Origin of the sequence: Acetobacter sp. DmW_043 (assembly GCF_002153485.1) — a bacterium.
Classification (GTDB): domain Bacteria; phylum Pseudomonadota; class Alphaproteobacteria; order Acetobacterales; family Acetobacteraceae; genus Acetobacter; species Acetobacter thailandicus.
Window position 1 is genome coordinate 43,825 of sequence record NZ_JOMN01000015.1, and the last position, 20,591, is coordinate 64,415.

The 20,591-nt window shown below is 51.4% G+C and carries 16 protein-coding genes; 7 read left to right on the forward strand and 9 right to left on the reverse strand.

Annotated elements, in window-relative coordinates; translation table 11 throughout:
* Positions 1 to 30: 30 nt before the first annotated feature.
* Positions 31 to 555: an RNA pyrophosphohydrolase gene (locus tag HK11_RS05565; protein ID WP_086554357.1), complete on the forward strand. Its 525-nt coding sequence runs from the start codon at positions 31 to 33 to the stop codon at positions 553 to 555.
* 469 nt (positions 556 to 1,024) lie between these two features.
* On the opposite strand, the gene HK11_RS05575 is transcribed toward HK11_RS05565, so the two are convergent.
* The 6 genes from HK11_RS05575 to HK11_RS05600 all read right to left on the reverse strand — a co-directional run bounded on the left by HK11_RS05575 (position 1,025) and on the right by HK11_RS05600 (position 8,929).
* Positions 1,025 to 1,507: a hypothetical protein gene (locus HK11_RS05575; RefSeq protein ID WP_143216352.1), complete on the reverse strand. Its 483-nt coding sequence runs from the start codon at positions 1,505 to 1,507 to the stop codon at positions 1,025 to 1,027.
* Positions 1,508 to 2,262: 755 nt separating this feature from the next.
* On the reverse strand, positions 2,263 to 3,840 hold the full coding sequence (locus HK11_RS05580) for a DHA2 family efflux MFS transporter permease subunit (RefSeq protein WP_086554360.1): 1,578 nt from the start codon (positions 3,838 to 3,840) through the stop codon (positions 2,263 to 2,265).
* Positions 3,840 to 5,021 carry an HlyD family secretion protein gene (locus HK11_RS05585; RefSeq protein ID WP_086554361.1) on the reverse strand — a complete coding sequence of 394 codons (1,182 nt, stop codon included), beginning with the start codon at positions 5,019 to 5,021 and terminating at the stop codon, positions 3,840 to 3,842. Before HK11_RS05585 ends, HK11_RS05580 begins: the two co-directional genes overlap by 1 nt.
* A 229-nt stretch (positions 5,022 to 5,250) precedes the next feature.
* Complete coding sequence (locus HK11_RS05590) at positions 5,251 to 7,128, reverse strand: ABC transporter ATP-binding protein (RefSeq protein ID WP_233133336.1); 1,878 nt, start codon at positions 7,126 to 7,128, stop codon at positions 5,251 to 5,253.
* Positions 7,129 to 7,187: 59 nt separating this feature from the next.
* Complete coding sequence (locus HK11_RS05595; protein ID WP_086554499.1) at positions 7,188 to 8,417, reverse strand: CCA tRNA nucleotidyltransferase; 1,230 nt, start codon at positions 8,415 to 8,417, stop codon at positions 7,188 to 7,190.
* Positions 8,417 to 8,929: a DUF1285 domain-containing protein gene (locus tag HK11_RS05600; RefSeq protein WP_233127782.1), complete on the reverse strand. Its 513-nt coding sequence runs from the start codon at positions 8,927 to 8,929 to the stop codon at positions 8,417 to 8,419. The genes HK11_RS05595 and HK11_RS05600 overlap by 1 nt, the downstream gene beginning before the upstream one ends.
* 191 nt (positions 8,930 to 9,120) lie before the next feature.
* Here HK11_RS05600 and HK11_RS05605 point away from each other — a divergent pair, with 191 nt between their 5' ends.
* The 5 genes from HK11_RS05605 to HK11_RS05625 all read left to right on the forward strand — a co-directional run bounded on the left by HK11_RS05605 (position 9,121) and on the right by HK11_RS05625 (position 16,759).
* Positions 9,121 to 10,143, forward strand: coding sequence for a MoxR family ATPase (locus tag HK11_RS05605; protein WP_086554363.1), 1,023 nt, complete (start codon positions 9,121 to 9,123; stop codon positions 10,141 to 10,143).
* Positions 10,144 to 10,149: 6 nt separating this feature from the next.
* Positions 10,150 to 11,190 (forward strand): DUF58 domain-containing protein, encoded by a 1,041-nt coding sequence (locus tag HK11_RS05610; protein WP_086554364.1) that lies wholly within the window; start codon positions 10,150 to 10,152, stop codon positions 11,188 to 11,190.
* The gene (locus HK11_RS05615) at positions 11,187 to 13,958 is read left to right on the forward strand and encodes a DUF4159 domain-containing protein (protein ID WP_086554365.1); all 2,772 of its coding nucleotides are present in this window, start codon (positions 11,187 to 11,189) and stop codon (positions 13,956 to 13,958) included. Before HK11_RS05610 ends, HK11_RS05615 begins: the two co-directional genes overlap by 4 nt.
* Positions 13,959 to 13,961: 3 nt before the next feature.
* Positions 13,962 to 16,091, forward strand: a complete 2,130-nt coding sequence (locus HK11_RS05620; protein ID WP_086554366.1) for a hypothetical protein — start codon at positions 13,962 to 13,964, stop codon at positions 16,089 to 16,091.
* Positions 16,092 to 16,159: 68 nt separating this feature from the next.
* A complete protein-coding gene (locus tag HK11_RS05625; RefSeq protein ID WP_233133338.1) occupies positions 16,160 to 16,759 on the forward strand; it encodes an ankyrin repeat domain-containing protein in 600 nt (199 codons plus the stop codon).
* Between the two features lie 47 nt (positions 16,760 to 16,806).
* Here HK11_RS05625 and HK11_RS05630 read toward each other — a convergent pair whose 3' ends face one another.
* The 3 genes from HK11_RS05630 to HK11_RS05640 all read right to left on the reverse strand — a co-directional run bounded on the left by HK11_RS05630 (position 16,807) and on the right by HK11_RS05640 (position 18,997).
* On the reverse strand, positions 16,807 to 17,940 hold the full coding sequence (locus HK11_RS05630) for a site-specific DNA-methyltransferase (protein WP_086554367.1): 1,134 nt from the start codon (positions 17,938 to 17,940) through the stop codon (positions 16,807 to 16,809).
* On the reverse strand, positions 17,937 to 18,581 hold the full coding sequence (locus HK11_RS05635) for a ribonuclease HII (RefSeq protein ID WP_198943233.1): 645 nt from the start codon (positions 18,579 to 18,581) through the stop codon (positions 17,937 to 17,939). The genes HK11_RS05630 and HK11_RS05635 overlap by 4 nt, the downstream gene beginning before the upstream one ends.
* Positions 18,582 to 18,691: 110 nt before the next feature.
* Positions 18,692 to 18,997, reverse strand: coding sequence for a CsbD family protein (locus tag HK11_RS05640; protein ID WP_086554369.1), 306 nt, complete (start codon positions 18,995 to 18,997; stop codon positions 18,692 to 18,694).
* 117 nt (positions 18,998 to 19,114) lie between these two features.
* On the opposite strand from HK11_RS05640, the gene HK11_RS05645 reads away from it, so the two are divergent.
* Entirely contained in the window at positions 19,115 to 20,506 is a 1,392-nt protein-coding gene (locus tag HK11_RS05645; RefSeq protein ID WP_086554370.1) for an MFS transporter, read from the forward strand.
* Positions 20,507 to 20,591 lie beyond the last annotated feature (85 nt).

Sequence of the window (20,591 nt, forward strand, 5' to 3'; positions counted from 1 at the left end):
CTTCAGTTTATCAGATGCAGGATAATTATGATGCGCGACTCTTCCGGTTACAGCCTGCCATATCGCCGTAATGTCGGAGCTCTGATTTTTCGTGCAGATGGTAAAATTCTCATAGCCCGGCGGGCAGATATGCCAGGAGCAGGCGGGCCTTTGTCAGAAGGTGTCTGGCAGTGCCCCCAGGGTGGTATTGATAATGATGAAGCTCCGGATAGTGCGGTACTACGCGAAGCTGAAGAAGAGATCGGTACGACTAAGCTTTGCATCGTGCAGGAATGCTCTGACTGGATAAGCTATGACTTTCCTGACCATCTGATTGGAAAAGCCATGGGCGGGCGTTTTCGCGGGCAGACACAAAAATGGTTTGCGCTGGCTTTTAGTGGTTCTGACAGCGACATTAACCTGAACCTGCAAAACCCACCTGAGTTTGATGCTTTTCGATGGATTGAACTGGAAGCTCTGCCTGAGCAAAATGTTGGGTTTAAAAAACCCGTTTATGAGAAGCTGGTTACTTATTTTTCAAAGCATCCACTCATTTACCCTGCTGCGACACGCTGACAGCATTATCTCTTCTCTGGGTTCCAGCGCAGACATCAGGCATAAATCCCGTCAACTTTAACAGCACTCTTAAACATCAGGGATATGATAAATACCCTCTTCGTTGCTTGCGCAGCCTTAATAAAAAAGGCCGCCGAAGCGACCTTTTTCAGTAAATTAATGAGCTGGTTTTGCCTTACCGTCCCCTTTAAGAGGAGACAGCAGGTAACATAGTGGATACCCAAGATAATATTCAACAATCGACAAGGCAGAGCATCCCCACCCTACCCCATCTACAGATTTAAAAACCTGTCTAATGACTGACTTTGGTATAAAAAAGGGTTATCTCATCGAAAATATATTCACAAAGCTGAAAAACTGACCACATGTAACACCAGATACGATCGCTAACCTCATACTCTCATGTCTGCAATCCATATCACAGCAAACTTTATCTTCTACCTTAAAGAATCCATCCCAAGTCTAAACCTTATTTAAGAACGTTCGTGTCAATAACTTTATAGGCAAAATCACTACCCATTTTTCTAATAGCCTTTTCGCTAGCAACCTGGATGGCTTTTGATAGTGCTGTACAATTACCTGTGGCAGATGCTGAACCAGAACCTGTAATTTCAGCTTTTACAACAGATGTGCCACTACTATCCACAACATCAACCTTACCTGACAAATCAACATGGATTGTATAACTCATAGTCCAGAAGCCTGGCATGATAGATACCTGTGCATCTACGTCTTCCATATCAAGGCGCATCTTATATGGCGCATTAACACTACCCGACTCTTCAGTTGCATGAGCAAAACCAACTTCAATAGTTTTCTTCAATGTATCAGCTACAGGCAAACCAAAATTCGATTTGTATGAATAAGCTCCACACTCAAAAACATGCGCTTTGTCTCTGAAATCAGATGAGAAAGAATAAACTGTTGGGGTTTGGACAATACGGTTAGCCATAACATCGCCTGCAGACATTGCACTAGGATGCAGGTCAACCGTAGACGTGCAGGCCGTAACTGATAGAGGGGCCAAAATAAATAGCAGCTTGATTTTTTTCACGTTAGATAATCCTAAAACTCTCACTGAGTTTTTAACTAACGCAAAATAAAGCATATGCAAATGGGTTTACATTACATACACGGAGCAGATAACCCATCTCTAATTCCCAGGTGTTTTGATGAGTCGGATTGATGATGAATTTTTCTGGCTACTGAAGATGTGATTCAAAGCTGATCTTTGCGGAGACCAGTGAATGCGTGGCGGCCCGACCTAACGGACGAGAAACAGGCTATTACTGCTGCCTGAACGTGGCCGCTGGTCTCGCCCGGCTAGGGTAATCGTCTGTTCTTCAATAGAATGCTGTATGTCTTATGTGTCGATTGTCCGGTGGCGAGGGAAATTTCTCATTATTCCGACGTTGTTGCCCTGATGGGCCTCCCGACGTTCTACCAGCAAAGTCGTTACGGCCGAAATTTTCAGTTTCCCCCGCACGTTACGTGCCATTGAAAAAAGAGAAGAAGCCTCAGAGTTAAAGTGCTGAGGAATAGTCTAGGTAAGTAATTTTCGAAAGTGGCGCAAACAAAAATGCAAAACAGGCATAAATCCCGTCAACTTTAACAGCACTCTTAAACATTAGGGGTATGATAAACACCCTCATCGTTGCTTGCGCAGCCTTACTAAAAAAGGCCGCCGAAGCGACCTTTTTCAGTAAATTAATGAGCTGGTTTTGCCTTACCGTCTCCTTTAAGAGGAGACAGCAGGTAACATAGTGGCACGCATAAAAAAGCACCGATACCCAGTGTCATAAAGACCTCATTATACGTCAGAATAGAGATCTGACGTGAAAACTCACTGAACAGACTATGCTGCGCAACAGCAGCCGCAGCCTGATGTGTCGCCCCTCTGGCCTGGGCAGCAGCCTGCACCTGATTGAGGTAATCGTTATAAGGCTGATGATAAGGGGTCATCCAGTGCACCATATGAGCCTGATGAGCCTGCCGGCGTTCTGTCAGCAAAGCCGTCGCACCCGAAATTGCTAGTGACCCCAGCACGTTACGCGCCATTGAAAAGAGAGCAGAAGCGTCAGAGTTAAGATGCTTAGGAATAGTCGAGTAAGCAATAGTCGAAAGTGGCACAAACAGAAATGCAAGACAGGCTGTCTGACTCATACGGAAAAGCACAAGATGCCTGAAATCGAGGGTCGGCACGAGGTCGGCTGAGAAAAAGAACGAGCATCCCATAAGCGTAAAGCCCAGCGCGATAACATTACGCACACTGGTCTTCGTCATTAATTTGCCGACCAGCGGGATCAGAAAAATCACAGCAACCCCGCCCGGAGACAATACCAGGCCTGACAATGTTGCCGTATACCCCATCACCTGCTGTGCAAACTGAGGCACAATTAACGCTGAGGCATAAAGCAACGCTCCCATAGCCCCCATCAGAGTTGTGGCAACAGCAAAATTGCGGTCTTTAAAGACGCGCAGATCAACTGCAGGGCGTTTTGCACGCAGCAGCCAGAAAATAGCGCCTCCTAAACCCAGAACCGCCATAACGGCCATAATACGAATAAAGTCTGAACCGAACCAGTCCGCATCTTCTCCGCGGTCAACCATGACCTCAAGACAACTGAAACCAAGCGTAATCAGACAGATACCAACTGTATCAATAGGAGATTTCTGCTTTACTGCCCACGGCGGATCATCAACTGTGAGAATCACACCAAGAGTTGTCAGAAAACCAAAAGGCACATTGATAAAAAAGATCCAGCGCCATTCAAAGTTATCCGTGATCCAGCCACCAAGCGTCGGCCCGATAACTGGTGCCACTACTGTTGCAATGGCTGTCAGACCAAAAGCAGCGGCACGTTTTGCCGGAGGGAAACTGTCAAGAATGATCGACTGCTGCACCGGCTGCAAACCACCCCCGAAGAACCCCTGCATCATGCGGAACACGATAAGCTGGGTCAGCGATGTCGCCATGCCACACAGAAACGAAGACACTGTGAACATGGTGATACAGATCATAAAATAACGTTTGCGCCCGAAGACCTTACCCAGCCAGCCAGAAATTGTCAGCACAATGCCATTGGCAACCAGGTAAGCTGTCAGCGTCCACGTCGCATCGTCATATGTGCTCGACAGGCTACCCGCAATATGTGGCAACGACACGTTTACAATGGTCGTGTCCAGAATTTCCATAAATGCGGCCATGGTCACCACGAACGCCACAATCCAGGGATTATGGCGAGGCTTCCACTCTGCCGCAGATGTTCCGGGCTGTGTACTCATTATTTTGTATTTTCAGTCACCGTTGATGGAACTGGCTGTGCAGCAGATGTTGTCCGGGGCGGAACACCATCCGGACGTCCGGGAGTATCAACATGCACAACCGGCTCGACTGACAGACCAAGCGCCAGCTGCTGTTCAGGGTTCAGCCCTTCATCGATGATGATTTTAACCGGAACACGCTGAACAATTTTAACATAGTTGCCCGTAGCATTTTCGGGAGGGAACGCACTGAATGTTGCTCCCGTTCCCTTTTGCAGCGAATCAATATGCCCTTTCAGCTTAAGTGACGGATACGCATCAACATGAATATCCACTTTCTGGCCGGGTCTCATATCAGTGATCTGGGTTTCTTTATAGTTAGCAACAACCCACACTTCAGGCTCTACAACTGACAACACATGCTGACCCGTTGCAACATAATTACCCTGTTCGATATTACGTTCTGAGATCCAGCCATCACATGGTGCACGAAGCTCTGTCCAGCCAAGGTTGAGAACAGCGTTATCAAGCCTGGCCTGAGCTGTTTTAACCTGACCTTCCTGCTGGCTGACCTGAATTTTGGTATTCGACACATTAGGCTGCACCGGCTCGGCGATCTGCAGAAGACCTTCAGCCTGCATAACCTGCGCCTTTGCCGCATCAAGAGCAGCCCGTGCGTAATCAATATCCTGCTGCGATGTTGCAGCACGCTGCACACGCATCTGACGTTTATAATCGGTCTCAGCTTTAAATACCTGAGCCTTCGCTGCGGCAAGGCTGCCCTGTGCTTCAACCAGATGCCCGGGATACGTTTTCTGAGCAACCAGATACATCATCTGAGATGCTTCAAAAGCAGCCTGCACCTGCTCAAGGTTACCCACGGCTTCATCGCGCTGTGCTGTCCAGTCCCGCGGGTCAATACGCGCAAGCAGCTGCCCTTTGCGAACAAACTGGTTATCATTGACATAAAGACCAACGACATAACCACTGACATGCGGTGCGACAGACACAGCCCGGCCGGCGGTAAAAGCATCGTCCGTCTCGACTTCATTACGTGTGAGATAAAAATACACGCCTGCCAGAACAGCCAGAGCAACAATAACAATTGTCAGAACAACCTTACGCGTTCCGCTTTTCTTTGGGGGTGCACTATTTTCTTTTGCAGATACTTCTTCAGACTGTTCACTATGGACTTCGGCCATTCTGCTCCCCGCTTTTCAACATACACCGTGTAGATTTTCCGACTCACGGCACATTCAACACCACACCGCTGACCGATCGGTTCGGTCATTTTGTGGCACGATCATCAAACCACTTCAAGCAGTACTATGCAGAATGTTAACGCTGCCCTATTATAAATAATAGCGTTTTTCATAAAAAAATTATTTAAAAACAAATAATTATACTTTTTACCATTCCTGAAAAGACACTCTACTGCTCCAGACTTTGCGTACGTACAAGACGGGCATATAAACCATTTTTCTCCATAAGAGTGTCATGGTTACCCTGCTCAATAGCCCGCCCGTCCTGCATCACCACAACCAGATCAGCGGCTCTGACTGTAGAAAGCCGGTGCGCCACGATAATTGTTGTCCGGTCATGGCGAATACGTGCAAGAGCCTGCTGCACGGCGGCTTCATTTTCACTATCAAGCGCACTGGTCGCTTCATCAAGCAGCAACAGCCGCGGGTTACGCAAAAAAGCCCTCGCCAGAGCAATGCGCTGACGCTGACCACCTGACAGGAACTGACCGCCGGAGCCGACACAGGTTTTATATCCCTCAGGTAACGCAAGAATAAAACCCTCTGCCGCGGCTGCCCGGGCGGCTGCATGCACTTCAGCCTCGGATGCATCCGGCTTACCCAGAAGAATGTTCTCATAAACCGGAAAATCAAACAGAATCGGGTTCTGGCTCACATAGGCAATGGCTTTACGCAGGCTCTCAATCTGCAAATGACGAAGATCCTGGCCATCAAGCAGAATACTGCCAGATGTCACATCATGCAGGCGTGGCACCAGTGATAAAGCTGTCGATTTACCCGCACCCGACAAGCCCACGAGAGCGACGACCTGACCAGCCTGAGCCTCAAAACTAAACGAATCAAGTCCAACACGCCCGTCATTATAAATAAAACCAACATCTTTAAATATCAGATGTCCGCCGCCAGCAGGTAAAGGAACAGCATCAGGAGCCTCAGTCACCGCAGGTTTTTCATCGACAACACTGAAAATTCTGATCAGTCCGGCCAGCCCCTCCTGCAAGGCGGCGTGAAGAGCCCCTAATGCTCTGAGAGGACGTGCCGCCAGCAGCAAAGCCGCAACGAACCCGGAAAAATCACCCAGCGTTGTGCCAGACATAGCAGCCCGCCAGCCGGCAAAACCAAGAACCGCAGCAACTGCTGTTCCCCCCAGCACTTCAAGCAGAGGGTCAACTCTGGCACGTCCCTGAGTAATGCTCAGCATCGCCTTATGAAGACGCTCGAAAGATGTAACTGCGCGCGCTGTTTCTTCCTGCTCCATACCGTAGACCCGCACTGTACGGGCCTGAGAAAAGCTCTCTGTCAGAAACGCCGCAGTCTCCCCGATCTGCTCCTGCATCCCGCCTGAAGCCCGTCTGACCTTTTTACCTAATTTCTGAATAGGTACGACCGCAACCGGATACAGTAACGCAGCAATCAGGCTCAGCTCCCAGTCCATATAGAACATTGAGACAATAAGGCCTGCAATTGTGACCGTATCCCCCAGGGAGTTAACAACCTTAATCATCGCTTCACGGATAGAAACAGCGTCTGTTGTAAAGCGTGCGGCCAGTTTTGCCGGTGCTTCCTGCTCTATCCGGGTGACATCTGCCTGTATCAGGTGGCTGAACATGATATTCTGCAGGTCACGAATAACCACCAGCACAAGCCCCTGCGCTGCCAGTGTCTGCGCATATTGTGACACAGCTTTTGATGCTGTCACAATCACCACGAGCATCGGCACCTGATACAGAATACGCGGATCATGCGAGGCAAACATATCCAGCGCACGCTGAATAACCAGCGGATAAAGCGCCGTGAGGGCCGCCATCACAACAGTCAGCAGCAAAACAGCCAGAATACGCCCCGGGTAGTGCCTGACCTGCCCCACCCATAACCGGCGCAGCAGCGCACGGGTATCATCCGGAGATAAAACCTTACGCGCAGGTTTTTGTTTTTTCTTTCGCTTACGTCCACGAGGAGCATGCTCTGTATCATCAGATACCGAATGAGCCTGAGAAGCGGAAGACGCAGAATGTGTACCAGAAGCGGAGGAGCGTGAAGACATCATACCGTTCCTCTACCAGCCTCACGACAAGAGGTAAAATCCGTCAGCAAAAAATTCTGCTGCTATTTTATCTGCCTCAGGTTCATGGCTTGTTTAAGGCATGCCTCCAGCCCCGCCTGACACCCATGCTGTTGCCACCACTGGCGCACCTCTGTGAGAACACGACCAATATCCGGGCCGGTAGCAAGTCCTGCGTCGCACAGATGTTTACCTGCCAGCGGAAAAACCGGTACGGGCATATCGCGGATGCGCGCCCTCAGAGCAATAAACGATTCTGCCAAAACAGATGATGAGAATGACGCGTCAGCCTGCGCAAGCCAGACCAGAGCAAGTAGCAGGTCTTTAGATTTATCAGATAAGAGACAACGTAATGCATCATCGCTGATATCAGTCACGGGTGCCTTGTTACACGACACTGCTACCAGATAGCGCGTTTCTGCACGTGACAGTTTCAGGCGTCTGGCCAGCCCGGAAGGATCTTCCGCAATTAATGCAGCCAGTCGCAAAACCGGATCGGCGGGGGCACCAGCTGCAAGTAGCGCATCGAAACGGGAAATCGTAACACCTGAAGGAAAAAGAACAGACAGCACGCCCGTCTCCTCCATCAGGCGAACCTGCCCCCGGGCACCCTGTCCGGTTAGTATTTTCTGCATTTCCGACCAGATGCGCTCAACAGATAAACGCTTAAGCCAGTCTGCATTCTCCCTGATCGCACTTATCGCCTCAGCATCAGGCTCAGTACCACCATAACGTCCCTGAAAACGAAAAAATCGTAAAATCCGCAAAGCGTCTTCACGGATGCGTGCAGATGCCTCTCCCACAAAGCGCACTCTGCCAGCGGCAAGGTCTGCCTGACCACCGAAATAATCCGTCAGCTGCCCATGACGGTCACGAAACATCGCATTAATCGTAAAATCACGCCGCTTTGCATCCTCTGCCCAGTTACTGGTCCAGCAGACAGAGGCATGACGCCCGTCAGTCGTGACATCGCGCCGCAATGTCGTAATTTCATAAGGCTGCCCCTCCATCACAGCTGTAACTGTTCCGTGCGCCAGGCCAGTGGGTACGACTTTAATACCCGCAGCTTTAAGGCTGGCCAGAACCTCTGCCGGAGGCTCTGGTGTCGCGAGATCAATATCAGACACAGGCCGCCCCGCCAGCAGGTCTCGCACAACACCACCGACCAGACGCGCCTGAGGCAAAACACGCCACAAGGCAGTCAAAGCATCACGCTGCTTCGTCGTAAGCCCGGCACTCCCCTCTGAATAATCCTCTGACACGCCAGGCTGCATCATGCTTCAGGTTCTTCGGGGGGCATTAACGAGAGAGGAAAAAAGCTGTCACAGCTCCACACCCCCATGCAGGGGATACCATGACACTGCCCGGGCTCAGCCAGTGCTGCCAGCTCATACCACACAGAGCGCGACAGGCGCGCCTCAACAGGAAAAAGACCATCACCGGCACGTACAGTCAGGTAAGGCGGACAGGCACCCTCTGCACAAAAATCAGAAGAAATTTGCCATCTGGCCCGAATCGGATGCTCACGGTCAGCGACAACAGGCTCATCTGTATTTGTGCAAAAACACAGTTTCTGCATGCGGCCACACCCCGACCACTCAAGCTTCACAGCCTGAAACGGAGCATCCTCCACATCAATATATCCTGTTTCAACAGGTGTACGAAGCAGATAAGCCCCCTCCGAATCACGCGTCAGAACAGAGCCAAACAGACACACCATCGCCTTACGATTTAAAGGCTCTCCTTTGTACAGCCACTCCCCGTTTCTTTTAATCAGAAACGGCAGCTTTCTGACCTGCGAACCTGAAGCAGACCGATCAGAGGTTGTATCAGAACAAGAATGTGTCGTGTTCAGGTGTAGATCTTCTTCATCGCGCACTGACAGATAATCCTGTAATAACTGTTTCACTGCTCAGGACATGATATAGGGTGAATACCCTACTTGATGTAAGACCCATATCTGCACAGACTGGACACATGGCCGTATCAGACAAAAAACATTCCGCTGCTCTCTCTCCTTCTGCCGCACCAGATGTCAGAAAAGCTGATGATCTGTGTGAGCACCTCAAAGCTGTGCAGCAGGAAATCTCGCGCATCATTTTTGGTCAGGACCAGGTTGTTAACCAGACCCTGATCACTATCCTTGCCGGAGGGCACTGCCTTCTGGTTGGTGCACCGGGACTGGGCAAAACATTACTGGTGACAACGCTGGGCACCGTGCTGGGCCTGGATACACGACGTGTACAGTTTACTCCTGACCTGATGCCTTCTGACATCACCGGCAGCGAAATTCTCGATGAAGATAACTCAGGGCGACGCAGCTTTCGCTTTGTACCCGGGCCGGTATTCTGTCAGCTGCTGATGGCAGATGAAATTAACCGTGCCAGCCCCCGCACACAATCTGCTCTGCTTCAGGCCATGCAGGAACATCAGGTGAGCGTTGCCGGCACCGAGCATCAGCTACCCGCACCTTTTCATGTGCTCGCCACGCAAAACCCGATGGAGCAGGAGGGAACCTATCCGCTGCCAGAAGCACAGCTTGATCGCTTCATGCTGCAAATTCCACTCACCTTCCCTGATGAAGCGGCTGAAAGAGCTATGCTGCTGGCAACCACCGGCACAGAAAAAGCCACCCCTGAACGCATTATCTCCACCGAAATTCTCAGCGAAGCGCAGGCCCTGGTCCGTACGCTGCCAATTGGCGAAAAAATAGTCGATGCTATTTTAAAACTGACCCGTGCCGCCCGCCCCGAGACAACCAGAGATGAAACTCTGCGCCGTCATATTGCCTGGGGGCCTGGTCCGCGCGCAGCACAAACTCTTATGCTGGCAACCCGCGCACGGGCGCTGCTGGATGGTCGCCTCTCTCCCTGTATAGATGACGTCATTGCCCTTGCACGCCCGGTTATGGCTCATCGTATGGCACTGACTTTCGCCGCCCGCGCAGACGGTGTGCAGATTGACTCTGTCATGACACAGCTTTTAAAAATTCTGGACTAAAGTCTCTTGAGCACACCGGTCCTGCGCCTCAGAAATTTTCTCGGGCGCCTTTCCTCCAGAGGCAGGCAGAGCGTCGCTGATGATTTTACACATACAGCCTCACAGCCTCCCTCATCGGGACATGCACCAGCTGATGGCTCTCTGTCAGGGTTTATAGCCTCTCAGGCTGACGATCTGGCTTCGCGCCTGCCTGCGCTTCTGCTTGAAGCCAGTCATGTCGCAGCCTCTCTGAGCACCGGGCAGCACGGCCTGCACCGTGCGGGCAGCGGCGAAAGTTTCTGGCAGTATCGCCAGGCTCAGCCTGGTGAACCTGTCTCACAGATCGACTGGCGCCAGTCAGCACGCAGCCAGCATGCTTATGTACGCGAAACCGAAGCAGAAGCACCACAAACAGTTCTGCTCTGGTGTGATTTATCAGCCTCCATGCAATGGCGTTCTGCCTCAGACCTGCCTGAAAAACGGGACCGGGCCCTGCTCCTGCTTCTTGCCACCGCCAGCCTGCTTTTACGCAGTGGTGAGCGCGTGCGCATCCTTACACCATCAGGTCAGGCTACACGTCATGCGACAGGGACCCCGCTTGAACGTCTGGCTCTTGGTCTGCTTGAAACCTTACGAAACAATGGTGGCCAGGTGCCCGCCCTACCAGCGGCAGCACTCATACCCCGCTATTGCAGACTGATTATAGTCAGCGATTTTTTATGTGATGACACCGAACTGGGCAAACTGCTCAGCCACTGTGCCGGCCAGCAGGTCAGAGCACATCTGGTGCAAATTGCAGACCCGGCCGAACGTACACTCCCTTATAAAGGGCACATTACCTTTGAGGGACTTGAGCAGGAACCCGAGCTCGACCTGCAGCATGTTCAGTCGTTACAGGATGCCTATCAGTACCAGGTCAGACTGCGTGAAACAGCTCTCACCGCCCTGGCAACACGCCACAACCATTCGCTGACAGTACATAACACTAACAACTCCCCCCTGCCGGCACTTATGAGCATACAGGCGCATATGCATAATAAAGGTCAACTGACAGAGGTGCCTGCATGATTTTTCTTGCTCCCCTGGCTTTATGTGGCCTCCTGACCCTGCCGCTGGTCTGGTGGCTGCTCAGGGCAACCCCGCCACGCCCACGCCAGATGCGCTTTCCGCCATTGCAAATTCTGCGCACGCTGCGCCCGACCGAAAATGATGCAGCCAAATCTCCCCTGTGGCTGCTGATTTTACGCTTACTGGCTGTCAGCCTGCTCATACTGGGCCTGTCACAACCTGTTATTACCGGCACACCGCTGCCTGTTTCAGGCAATGGTGCCATAGCTCTCGTTATTGATAACGGTATGCTGACAGCCCCTGACTGGAGCAAACGTCTGAGAACGGCTTTAAATATCGTTGATAACGCCGCTCTGACCAGACGTCAGGTTTCACTCATTCTCACTGCGACGAGCAATACAGCAGACACGGCAACCTCACCTTTCACGCCCCGGCCGGCTGAGACTGTCAGACGCACACTCACTCAGTTACGTCCTGTGCCGTGGGGTGTGCGACGGGCTGAAATAGCAAAACTCTCAAAAATCCACCCGCCTGGTCATTTTGGCACCGTTATTTATCTGTCAGATGGTGTGGCGTCCGAAGGTGATGCTGCTTTTGCTCAGGCATTGCAGACGATGGGACCTGTACGGGAGATCCGTTTTCCTGACGCACCGGTTTATGTGCTCAAACCTGCGACCGGAGCTCATAATACGGCGATAGCTCAGCTTGTCACTCTGCCCGCACCACATCCGCGCCAGATAACTGTACGCCTGCACACGCAGGAAGGTGGCACACTGGCGACTATTCCCCTCACTCTGCCGGCCAGTGCCACGCAGGCTGATATTTCTGCCAGCCTGCCCTCAGCAGTAATGAACCGTATTGATCGCATCACGCTTAACGGGCTGCCAGGCGCAGCGTCTGCCTTCCTCCTTGATGAAGGTGACCGTATGCACCCTGTCGGGCTGATTACGTCAGGAGCATCTGACACCCGCCTGACAGGCCCCTTATTTTACCTGCGGCGTGCCCTGAGTCCAACGGCAGAACTGCACGAAGGTACAGGAGCGTCACTCCTCCAGCAGTCACTTTCAGTCATTATCGCTCCTGATGGCACACTGTCTGACCCGGCCGTACGTCATACAATGGCTAAATGGATTGAACAGGGTGGCACCCTTATTCGTTTTGCAGGCCCCACCCTGGCCGGGCACAATCAGGAAAATGCACAAAATACTGAAGCTGCCAGAACTGCTGACGCAGCAACTGATCTTCTACCGGTTCCCCTGTTGTCAGGAGCACGGCAACTGGGGGGCACCATGACCTGGGGCACTCCACAAAAACTTGCTGCGTTTGATACGACATCGCCCTTCCACGGCTTGCAGGTACCGGCAGATGTCACGGTCTCACGGCAAATTCTCGCGAGCCCCGTTGCTGATCTGTCATCCCATAACTGGGCCAGACTGCAGGATGGCACTCCGCTTGTTACCTACACGACACTGGGGAAAGGCACGATCATACTCTTTCACGTCAGCAGCACAGCCGACTGGTCCTCACTGCCACTCTCAGGCCTGTTTGTCAGTATGCTGCAACGTCTTATTGACCAGGCAAATGGTGTCAGTGCCCCGGCAGATAACAGCCTTCTTGCCCCGGTCTTAACGCTTGATGGTGACGGCGTGCCAGGCCTGCCACCACCAGAGGCACGCAGCCTGAGAGCCGATGCCTTTACCAGCACACCTGTTTCTGAGCAGCACCCTCCGGGGCTTTATGGTCCCAAATCTATGAGACTAGCCCTGAATGCCGGCACAGCCCTGCCAGCGTTAAAGGCAGAAAAGCCCGCCGGCCCGCTGCTTGATCCGTCGGGTCACAGACCAGACACGCACCTTGCAGGCTTTTGCCTGGCAGGGGCACTCATGCTGCTTTGCCTCGACACAATGCTTACATTGCTGCTTCGCTCAGGCTTTCCGGGCACAAAACGATCTATTAAATCAGGAGCCTCTCTCCTTGCCTGTTTCATCATGCTCTCTCCCTCAGCCAGAGCACAGGAAGCAATGCAAAACTCACCACCTGCTGCTCTTGAAACCAGGCTGGCCTACATCATCACAGGGCATAAAGAAGTTGACGATGTCTCTCGTCAGGGGCTGCAGGGTTTGTCTGACTACACCAATGCCAGAACATCAGCCCGCCTCGGCTCTCCTGACGGAGTTATACCAGGTAAAAGTGACCTGAGTTATTACCCCATGATTTACTGGCCGGTCACGGCTGATGCGCAGGTCACTCCTGCACAGACCGCTGCCCTGACATCTTTTATGGCACATGGCGGCATTCTGTTTATTGACACTCAGGGACAGGATATGAACGACCAGAGTGCTGATAGTTCGTCAGAGAATTTTGCCGGCGATGCTCCGGGCACTGCTGCGGCATTACGCCGTGTTACAAATGGCCTGCCTATCCCTCCGCTGACAGAAATGACCGACCACCATCTGCTGGCTCATACTTTTTATCTGCTGCACGAATTTCCTGGCCGGTATGCCGGACAACCGGTTTGGGTCACCCGCGAGGGAGAAGCAGAAAATGATGATGTAAGCCCGGTCATTATCGGTTCAGCCGACTGGGCCCATGCCTGGGCTGTCGATGATACCGGTAACTCTCCCTATGCTGTTATCCCGCAGGGAGCTGCGCAGCGAAAAACAGCATATCGCTTTGGTGTGAATGCGGTGATTTATGCTCTGACCGGTAATTATAAAGCAGATCAGCTTCATGTGCCTGCCCTGCTTAAACGACTGGGAGGGGAGTAAATCATGCTTAACCGTCTTATGCACGAAGCAGACTTCTCTCCTCTGCTGCCGCTCTGGTTTCTCATCTGCCTCGGCATTCTGGCCTTTGCGCTATGCTGCTATGCCATTATGCGCCGCACAAAGGGAGCCCTGTTCAGGCTTGCTGGCATTCTGCTGGTTCTGCTCTGGCTGAGCGGACCACAGAAACTACATGAACACTGGCGCCCACTGCCACAAACTGCCCTGCTGGTTGTCGACAACTCCCCTTCCATGCATATCAGAAACCGCGAACAGCTGGCGCAGCAGGCGGCGCATATTCTCACACAGGCCAAAACTGAAGGTCTTACACTACGCACAGTAACACTTAACAGCCCACCGCAGGACGGAACCCGCCTGTTTGACGCCCTTGAACAGGCAGCTGCCGATATTCCGGCAGACCAGTTTGCCGGGGCAATTATGCTCACCGATGGCCAAGTCTCTGATATTCCTCACACGCTGCCAGAACGTTTCGCAGCAACGTCACAGGATGGCGTAACAACGCACCTGCCTCTGCACCTGCTGCTGACAGGCAAAGGCGAAGAAACTGACCGCCGCCTGCGAATATTGCAGGCTCCGCCCTACGCCATTATCGGACAACCTGTATCGTTACGCGTGCAGGTAGATGACAGCGGACCAGGCACTGCACCTGACACAAAAGCAGAGCTGAAAATACAGGTGAATGGTGAGGCTCCCTTCACTATTCCTGTTCTGACTGGCAAACCACAGGATATTTCAATCCCTGTTTCTCACACAGGGCAACTCCTTGTCAGCCTCACGGCTTCTCCTCTCGAGGGTGAAGCCTCTTCTCTCAATAACCAGACCACCGTTAATATGAACGGCATTCGTGACCGCCTGCGTGTACTGCTGATTTCAGGCACACCAAACCAGGGTGAGCGGGTCTGGCGCCGTCTGCTTAAAGCTGATCCTTCTGTTGATCTGATTCACTTCACCATTCTGCGGCCACCGGATAAAGACGACGGCACCCCGATTTCTGAGCTGGCTCTGATCGCTTTTCCGGTAAAAGCCCTGTTTCAGGATAAAATTGATCAGTTCGACCTCATTATCCTTGATGGTTTTGAGAATATGAACATTTTGCCCTACGAGTATCTGGATAATATTGCCAGGTTCGTAAAAAAAGGCGGTGGGCTGCTTCTTACAGGCGGACCTGAATTTACAGGTAATGGCTCGCTGCAGGACACTCCTGTAGGCGGCATTCTGCCTGCACATGTCTCTGGCATAACCCAGCAGGCTTTCCGTCCACAGCTCACAGATGCCGGGCGCAAACACCCGGTCACAGCAAACCTGCCCGGTGCGCCGGCACCCGGGGTGAAAACGCCAGCGGAAAAAACGATACCTGGTCAATGGGGCCCGTGGTACCGCGCTCTCAAAGCTGACAGCACTCACGGGCAGGTGCTGCTAAGCGGCCCTGACAGCAGCCCTCTGCTCGTGCTGAACAGAGAAGAAAATGGCCGGGTTGCTTTCCTGCTTTCTGATCAGATCTGGCTATGGTCGCGCGGTGAAGGTGGTGGTGGCCCGCAGGCTGAGCTGCTCCGCCGTATCTCCCACTGGCTGATGAAAGAACCAGAACTGGAGGAAGAACAGCTGCACGCCAGCCTTCATGACGGCACTCTGAGCGTCGTACGCCGCAGTGCAGCAGATAAAAACGCCATAACGGTTCAGGTGCGCGCACCTGATGGCAAATCTTCAGAGCTGAAACTCCGCGAAACCGGGCAGACCAGTGGCACTACGCATGGTCAGATGCAGGCTGAGCAGGCAGGGATATGGGAAGTAAGCGACGGCACACATAAAACTTTTACTGCACCTGCCCCTCTGAATACTGAAGAGTTCGCTGACCTGCGCGCAACGGCCGACAATATGAAAGCAATAGTACAAAAAAGCGGTGGTCATATTTTCTGGACGGGTGATCACCCCACTGAAAAGACGCTGCCCGGCCTTACGCTTGCACATGCTCCATCTGATTCGCTGAGTTTTCCACACAGAAATGCTCATATTGTAACCGAGCGCACAGCGACACCGTTGCTGCCATCATGGGCTATCCTTTTTGTATCTTTAGCTTTTTTATTTGCAGGCTGGTGGCGGGAAGGACGTCCATGAGCAGCTTATCCTTGGATCATCACACCCGTTGTGCTAGAGTCAGGAGATATTATTCCCTGCATGGACACATGATGACACGTTTATTGCGTACTTTTCCTCTCGTTATAGCGTGTTCTGGTTTTTTTCTTACGGTGCTGCCGGATCTTTCACACGCTCAGAGCGCCCGTGACCAGGAAGCACAGGCTGAGGCGGCTGAAGCTGCTCAGAAAGCCGAAGCTGCTAAAGCTGCCAAAAGAGCTGCTCCGCCATCAGCCATTCCTGGCGCGGCAGAAGAAGACGGCGAGGATGAACATGGCAGTGGTGATATCGAGCCCACAGCAGCATTGTTTGATGCCATTAACCGTGGCAGTACGCCATCTGCTAAAGAGTCAATCAACCGCGGAGCAGATCTGAACGGGCGCAACATCCTGGGGCAGACCCCCCTGGAGATGTCGATTGACATGAACAGAAATGCCATCACATTTCTTCTTCTGTCGATGCGTGGACAAAATACCCGTGCATCAACGGTATCCTCTGTCAAAGAAACCGTTGCCTCATCAGGAGACCAGCCTGACTCAGGAAGAAAAATAAAACCTGAAAAGTCAGTTGCAAAACCTGGGAAATTACCCGACCAGTCGGGCGGGAAACCACAGCCATCCGTTGGCTTCCTGGGATTTAGCGGCAGTTAAATCAGTTCAGAAAAAGCCGGGGAAATTTCTTCCCCGGCTTTTTTGTGTCAACCTGCTGCAGCTGCAGGTGCTTCAGCCATGAGCTGAGCAGTAAGAGCAAGACTTTCCTGACGCAAAACATCAAGAGGCAGCAACTCACCACCACGTTCGAAATGCCAGAATGTCCAGCCATTGCATGACGGGGCGTTTGTCAGTGCAGCACCCATTTTATGGATAGAGCCCCGCTTATTGCCGCTGATAACCGTACCATCAGGTGAAACAACAACGCGAATACGTCTCTTCTTATCATACAACATGGTTCCGGCATCAAGCAGCCCCTGCTCGACCAGGCTACCAAATGGAACCCTTGGCGCTTCACGCTTATCTGGTGTTGTCACGACGGCATCTTCAGCAAGAGGCACTTCCTGCGCAACACGCTGACGCGCCGCGGCAATATAATCAGGATGACGTTCAACACCGATAAAACGACGACGCAAGCGGCGGGCCATTGCAGGTGTTGTGCCGGTGCCTGTAAACGGGTCCAGCACAACATCACCAACTGACGTGGAAGCCAGCAGCACTCTGTGCAAAAGACTTTCAGGCTTTTGCGTAGGATGAAGCTTCAGCCCATGTTCGTTACGCAACCGCTCGTTACCTGTGCACAACGGCAGGCACCAGTCAGAGCGCATCTGCACATCATCATTAAGAGCCTTCATCGCCTGGTAGTTAAAGCGATAACGGCTGGTTTCGCTCTTAGCGGCCCAGATCATCGTTTCATGTGCATTGGTAAAACGCCGCCCACGAAAATTAGGCATAGGATTGGATTTACGCCAGACGATATCATTCAGAATCCAGAACCCCAGATCCTGCAGGATGACACCAATACGAAAAATATTATGATAAGAGCCGATTACCCAGATCGTACCGTCCTTATCAAGCAGGCGATGCGCTTCTTTCAGCCAGTCACGTGTGAATTTATCATATGCCTGCAGGTCTGAAAATTTATCCCAGTCATCATCAACACCATCAACAAGCGTATCATCCGGGCGACGCAACTCACCCCGCAGCTGCAGATTATATGGCGGATCAGCAAAAATGCAGTCAACTGAGCCTGACGGAAGCGTTTTCATGACTTCCACACATTCACCACACAGAATCTGATCCAGCGGCAGCTCTTTATCTACCGTTTTTGCGCCGCTCATACCTGCTCTCCTGCATAATAAAGTTCGAATTGTTTACGGACTGTGCCGAATGTTTTGCGATGGTGGGGGGTAATACCTGATGCGATCAGTGCCTGACGATGCACCGCTGTGCCGTAACCTGAATTTTTCGCCCATCTATAAGCTGGCCAGCGCTGATCAAGGCTGTTCATAATGCGGTCGCGCGTGACCTTAGCGATCACAGAAGCCGCCGCGATGGACAGGCTAAGGCTGTCACCGCCGACCAGGCACTCCGCACTGCACCCGAAATCTGGTTTTTTATTACCGTCAACCAGCACATGATCTGGCAAACGAGGCAGGCGCGCGACGGCACGCTGCATAGCCAGATGAGCCGCATTATGAATATTAAGGCGATCTATTGCGGGAGCAGAAACAGCCCCCAGGCCAATTTCAACACCCGGAACCGCAGGCAAACGCGCAGCTATAAACGCACGTAACTGAGGCTTAAGTTTTTTGGAATCATCAATGATCGCTGCCAGATCGTCTGGCACACCGGCACCGAAAACAACGGCCGCAGCGACAACAGGACCTGCCAGAGGACCACGGCCAACTTCGTCCACTCCGGCTACGCGGCCGCCATATTGAAGTTCCCGTGTCAGATCCGGCATTACCCCTGCTTTCATCAGTCATGGTACGACTCGATGTTATTTCACGAGTCGTACCAATCGCGACTCCGTAAAGCAAGGAGAATCACTTTTTGCGACTCAGGGCAAGAGTCGCATCAAAAAAAAGTTCAGGAACTTTTTTTACGCGGGAAAATCAGCCAGCTCAGAATAAGAGCAACACCTGATACAATCCCCAGAGAAAGAAGAGGTTTATCACGTACAAAAGTTGTGGCTTTTTCTACAAACCCTTCACCTTCTTCATAAAGATCGGCAAAGTCCTGACGGGCGCCACCGGCAAACTGGTCAAACTTACCCTCAGCCTGAAGACCAATATCACCTGTCAGACCACCAACCGCATCCTTAGCGCGACCTTTAGCTTCCGTAGCCAGTCCTTCAACTTTATTCGCTACGACTTTAAGTTTATCATCAGCCATCTGGATTTTTCTCCATTCTGTGGTTAACGACCATCAGCATACACTTAAATTTTATTAATACCACATATTGAATCCACTCTTTTTCTACCAATACCCTACACGAGTTCATGATTAATTATGCAAAAGCCTCTTAATTTACCTCTTATCGTTTTACTTATAGCCAGCACTGTTTTTATGGAGCAGCTTGACGCAACAATACTAACAACAGCCCTGCCCTCTATTGCTCATACCCTTCACGTCAGTATAGTTGACACGTCAGCCACATTAACGGCGTACCTCATCGGCCTGACCATTTTTATTCCGGCATCCGGCCCGCTGGCAGACAGACTGGGCAGCCGCACCACCCTTTGTATGGCGCTGTTTATTTTTATTACTGCTTCTGTTGCCTGCGCCTCAGCACAAAGCCTCAGCTTTCTTGTCGCTATGAGAACATTACAGGGCTTTGGCGGCGCCCTGATGTTTCCGGTCGGGAAACTCATTATCCTGCGCATTACGCCCAAAGATAAGCTGGTTTCGACCATGACATGGATGATGCTGCCCGTCGCGCTCGGCCCTCTTCTCGGCCCGGCCGCGGGTGGCTTTATTACTACATATTATTCATGGAGATGGGATTTTTATATTAACATACCCTTTTGCCTCATAATAATTCCTATGATTTATAAATTTGTACCTGAAATAAGAGTAAAAAATGCAAAATCATTCAATATAAAAGGATTTATCATTACTGCATCCGGACTGACCTGCATCGCAATATCCATTGAATTATTTAGCCACAACCAGGCATCCAAACTCATATCACTCGCGCTTTTTGCTACCGGCGCCGGCTGTGCCGGCTTATATAATTGCTACACGCACAATCCATTTCTTGACTTTACTCTTCTCAGGCTGAAAATTTTCAGACTGGCTTTTATTGGAGCCGGCGCCTCACGCATTGCTCTGGGAGCATTCCCGTTTCTGCTACCTTTATTTTTACAAAGCATTGCCGGACTGACACCCGCCCGAAGCGGCATCATGATCTCCTTCGCACCCATCGGTGCTATTGCAATGACACCTTTCATACCGCGCCTTCTGCGCAGATTTGGCTTCAGATACACTCTTATGCTCAACGGCTTTTCAGCTGCCATTCTTGGCACACTCATTACGTTCTTCCACAGAGGAGAAGCATTATGGGGACTTATGCTGATTATTTTTACAGCAGGCGTCTGTCAGGCAGTTTTATTCTCCGCCTATAATTCCATCGCCTATTCTGACGTCCCCCCTCAACGGATAAGCAGCGCAACCAGTTTTTACTCAACCATGGAACAGATACTCGTTGCCTTTGGCATTTCAATTGCGGCAGGAACACTAACTTTTTCTTCGCAGTTTCATCACAATACAGTTCCGGCCGCAGCAGATTTTGCAGCATCTTTTGTTATTGTCGGTATTGTTTCTTCAGTTGCCGCACTTGCGGCCTTCAGACTGCCGCACAATACCGGACTACTCCTCAACAAAAGAGATATAACTAAATGATATGGAATAAAAATTAAGTAACTCAACCACTTTAGCCTCCCCAAAAAACATAAAATGTTAATTAAATTTTAATTTTATATTAAAA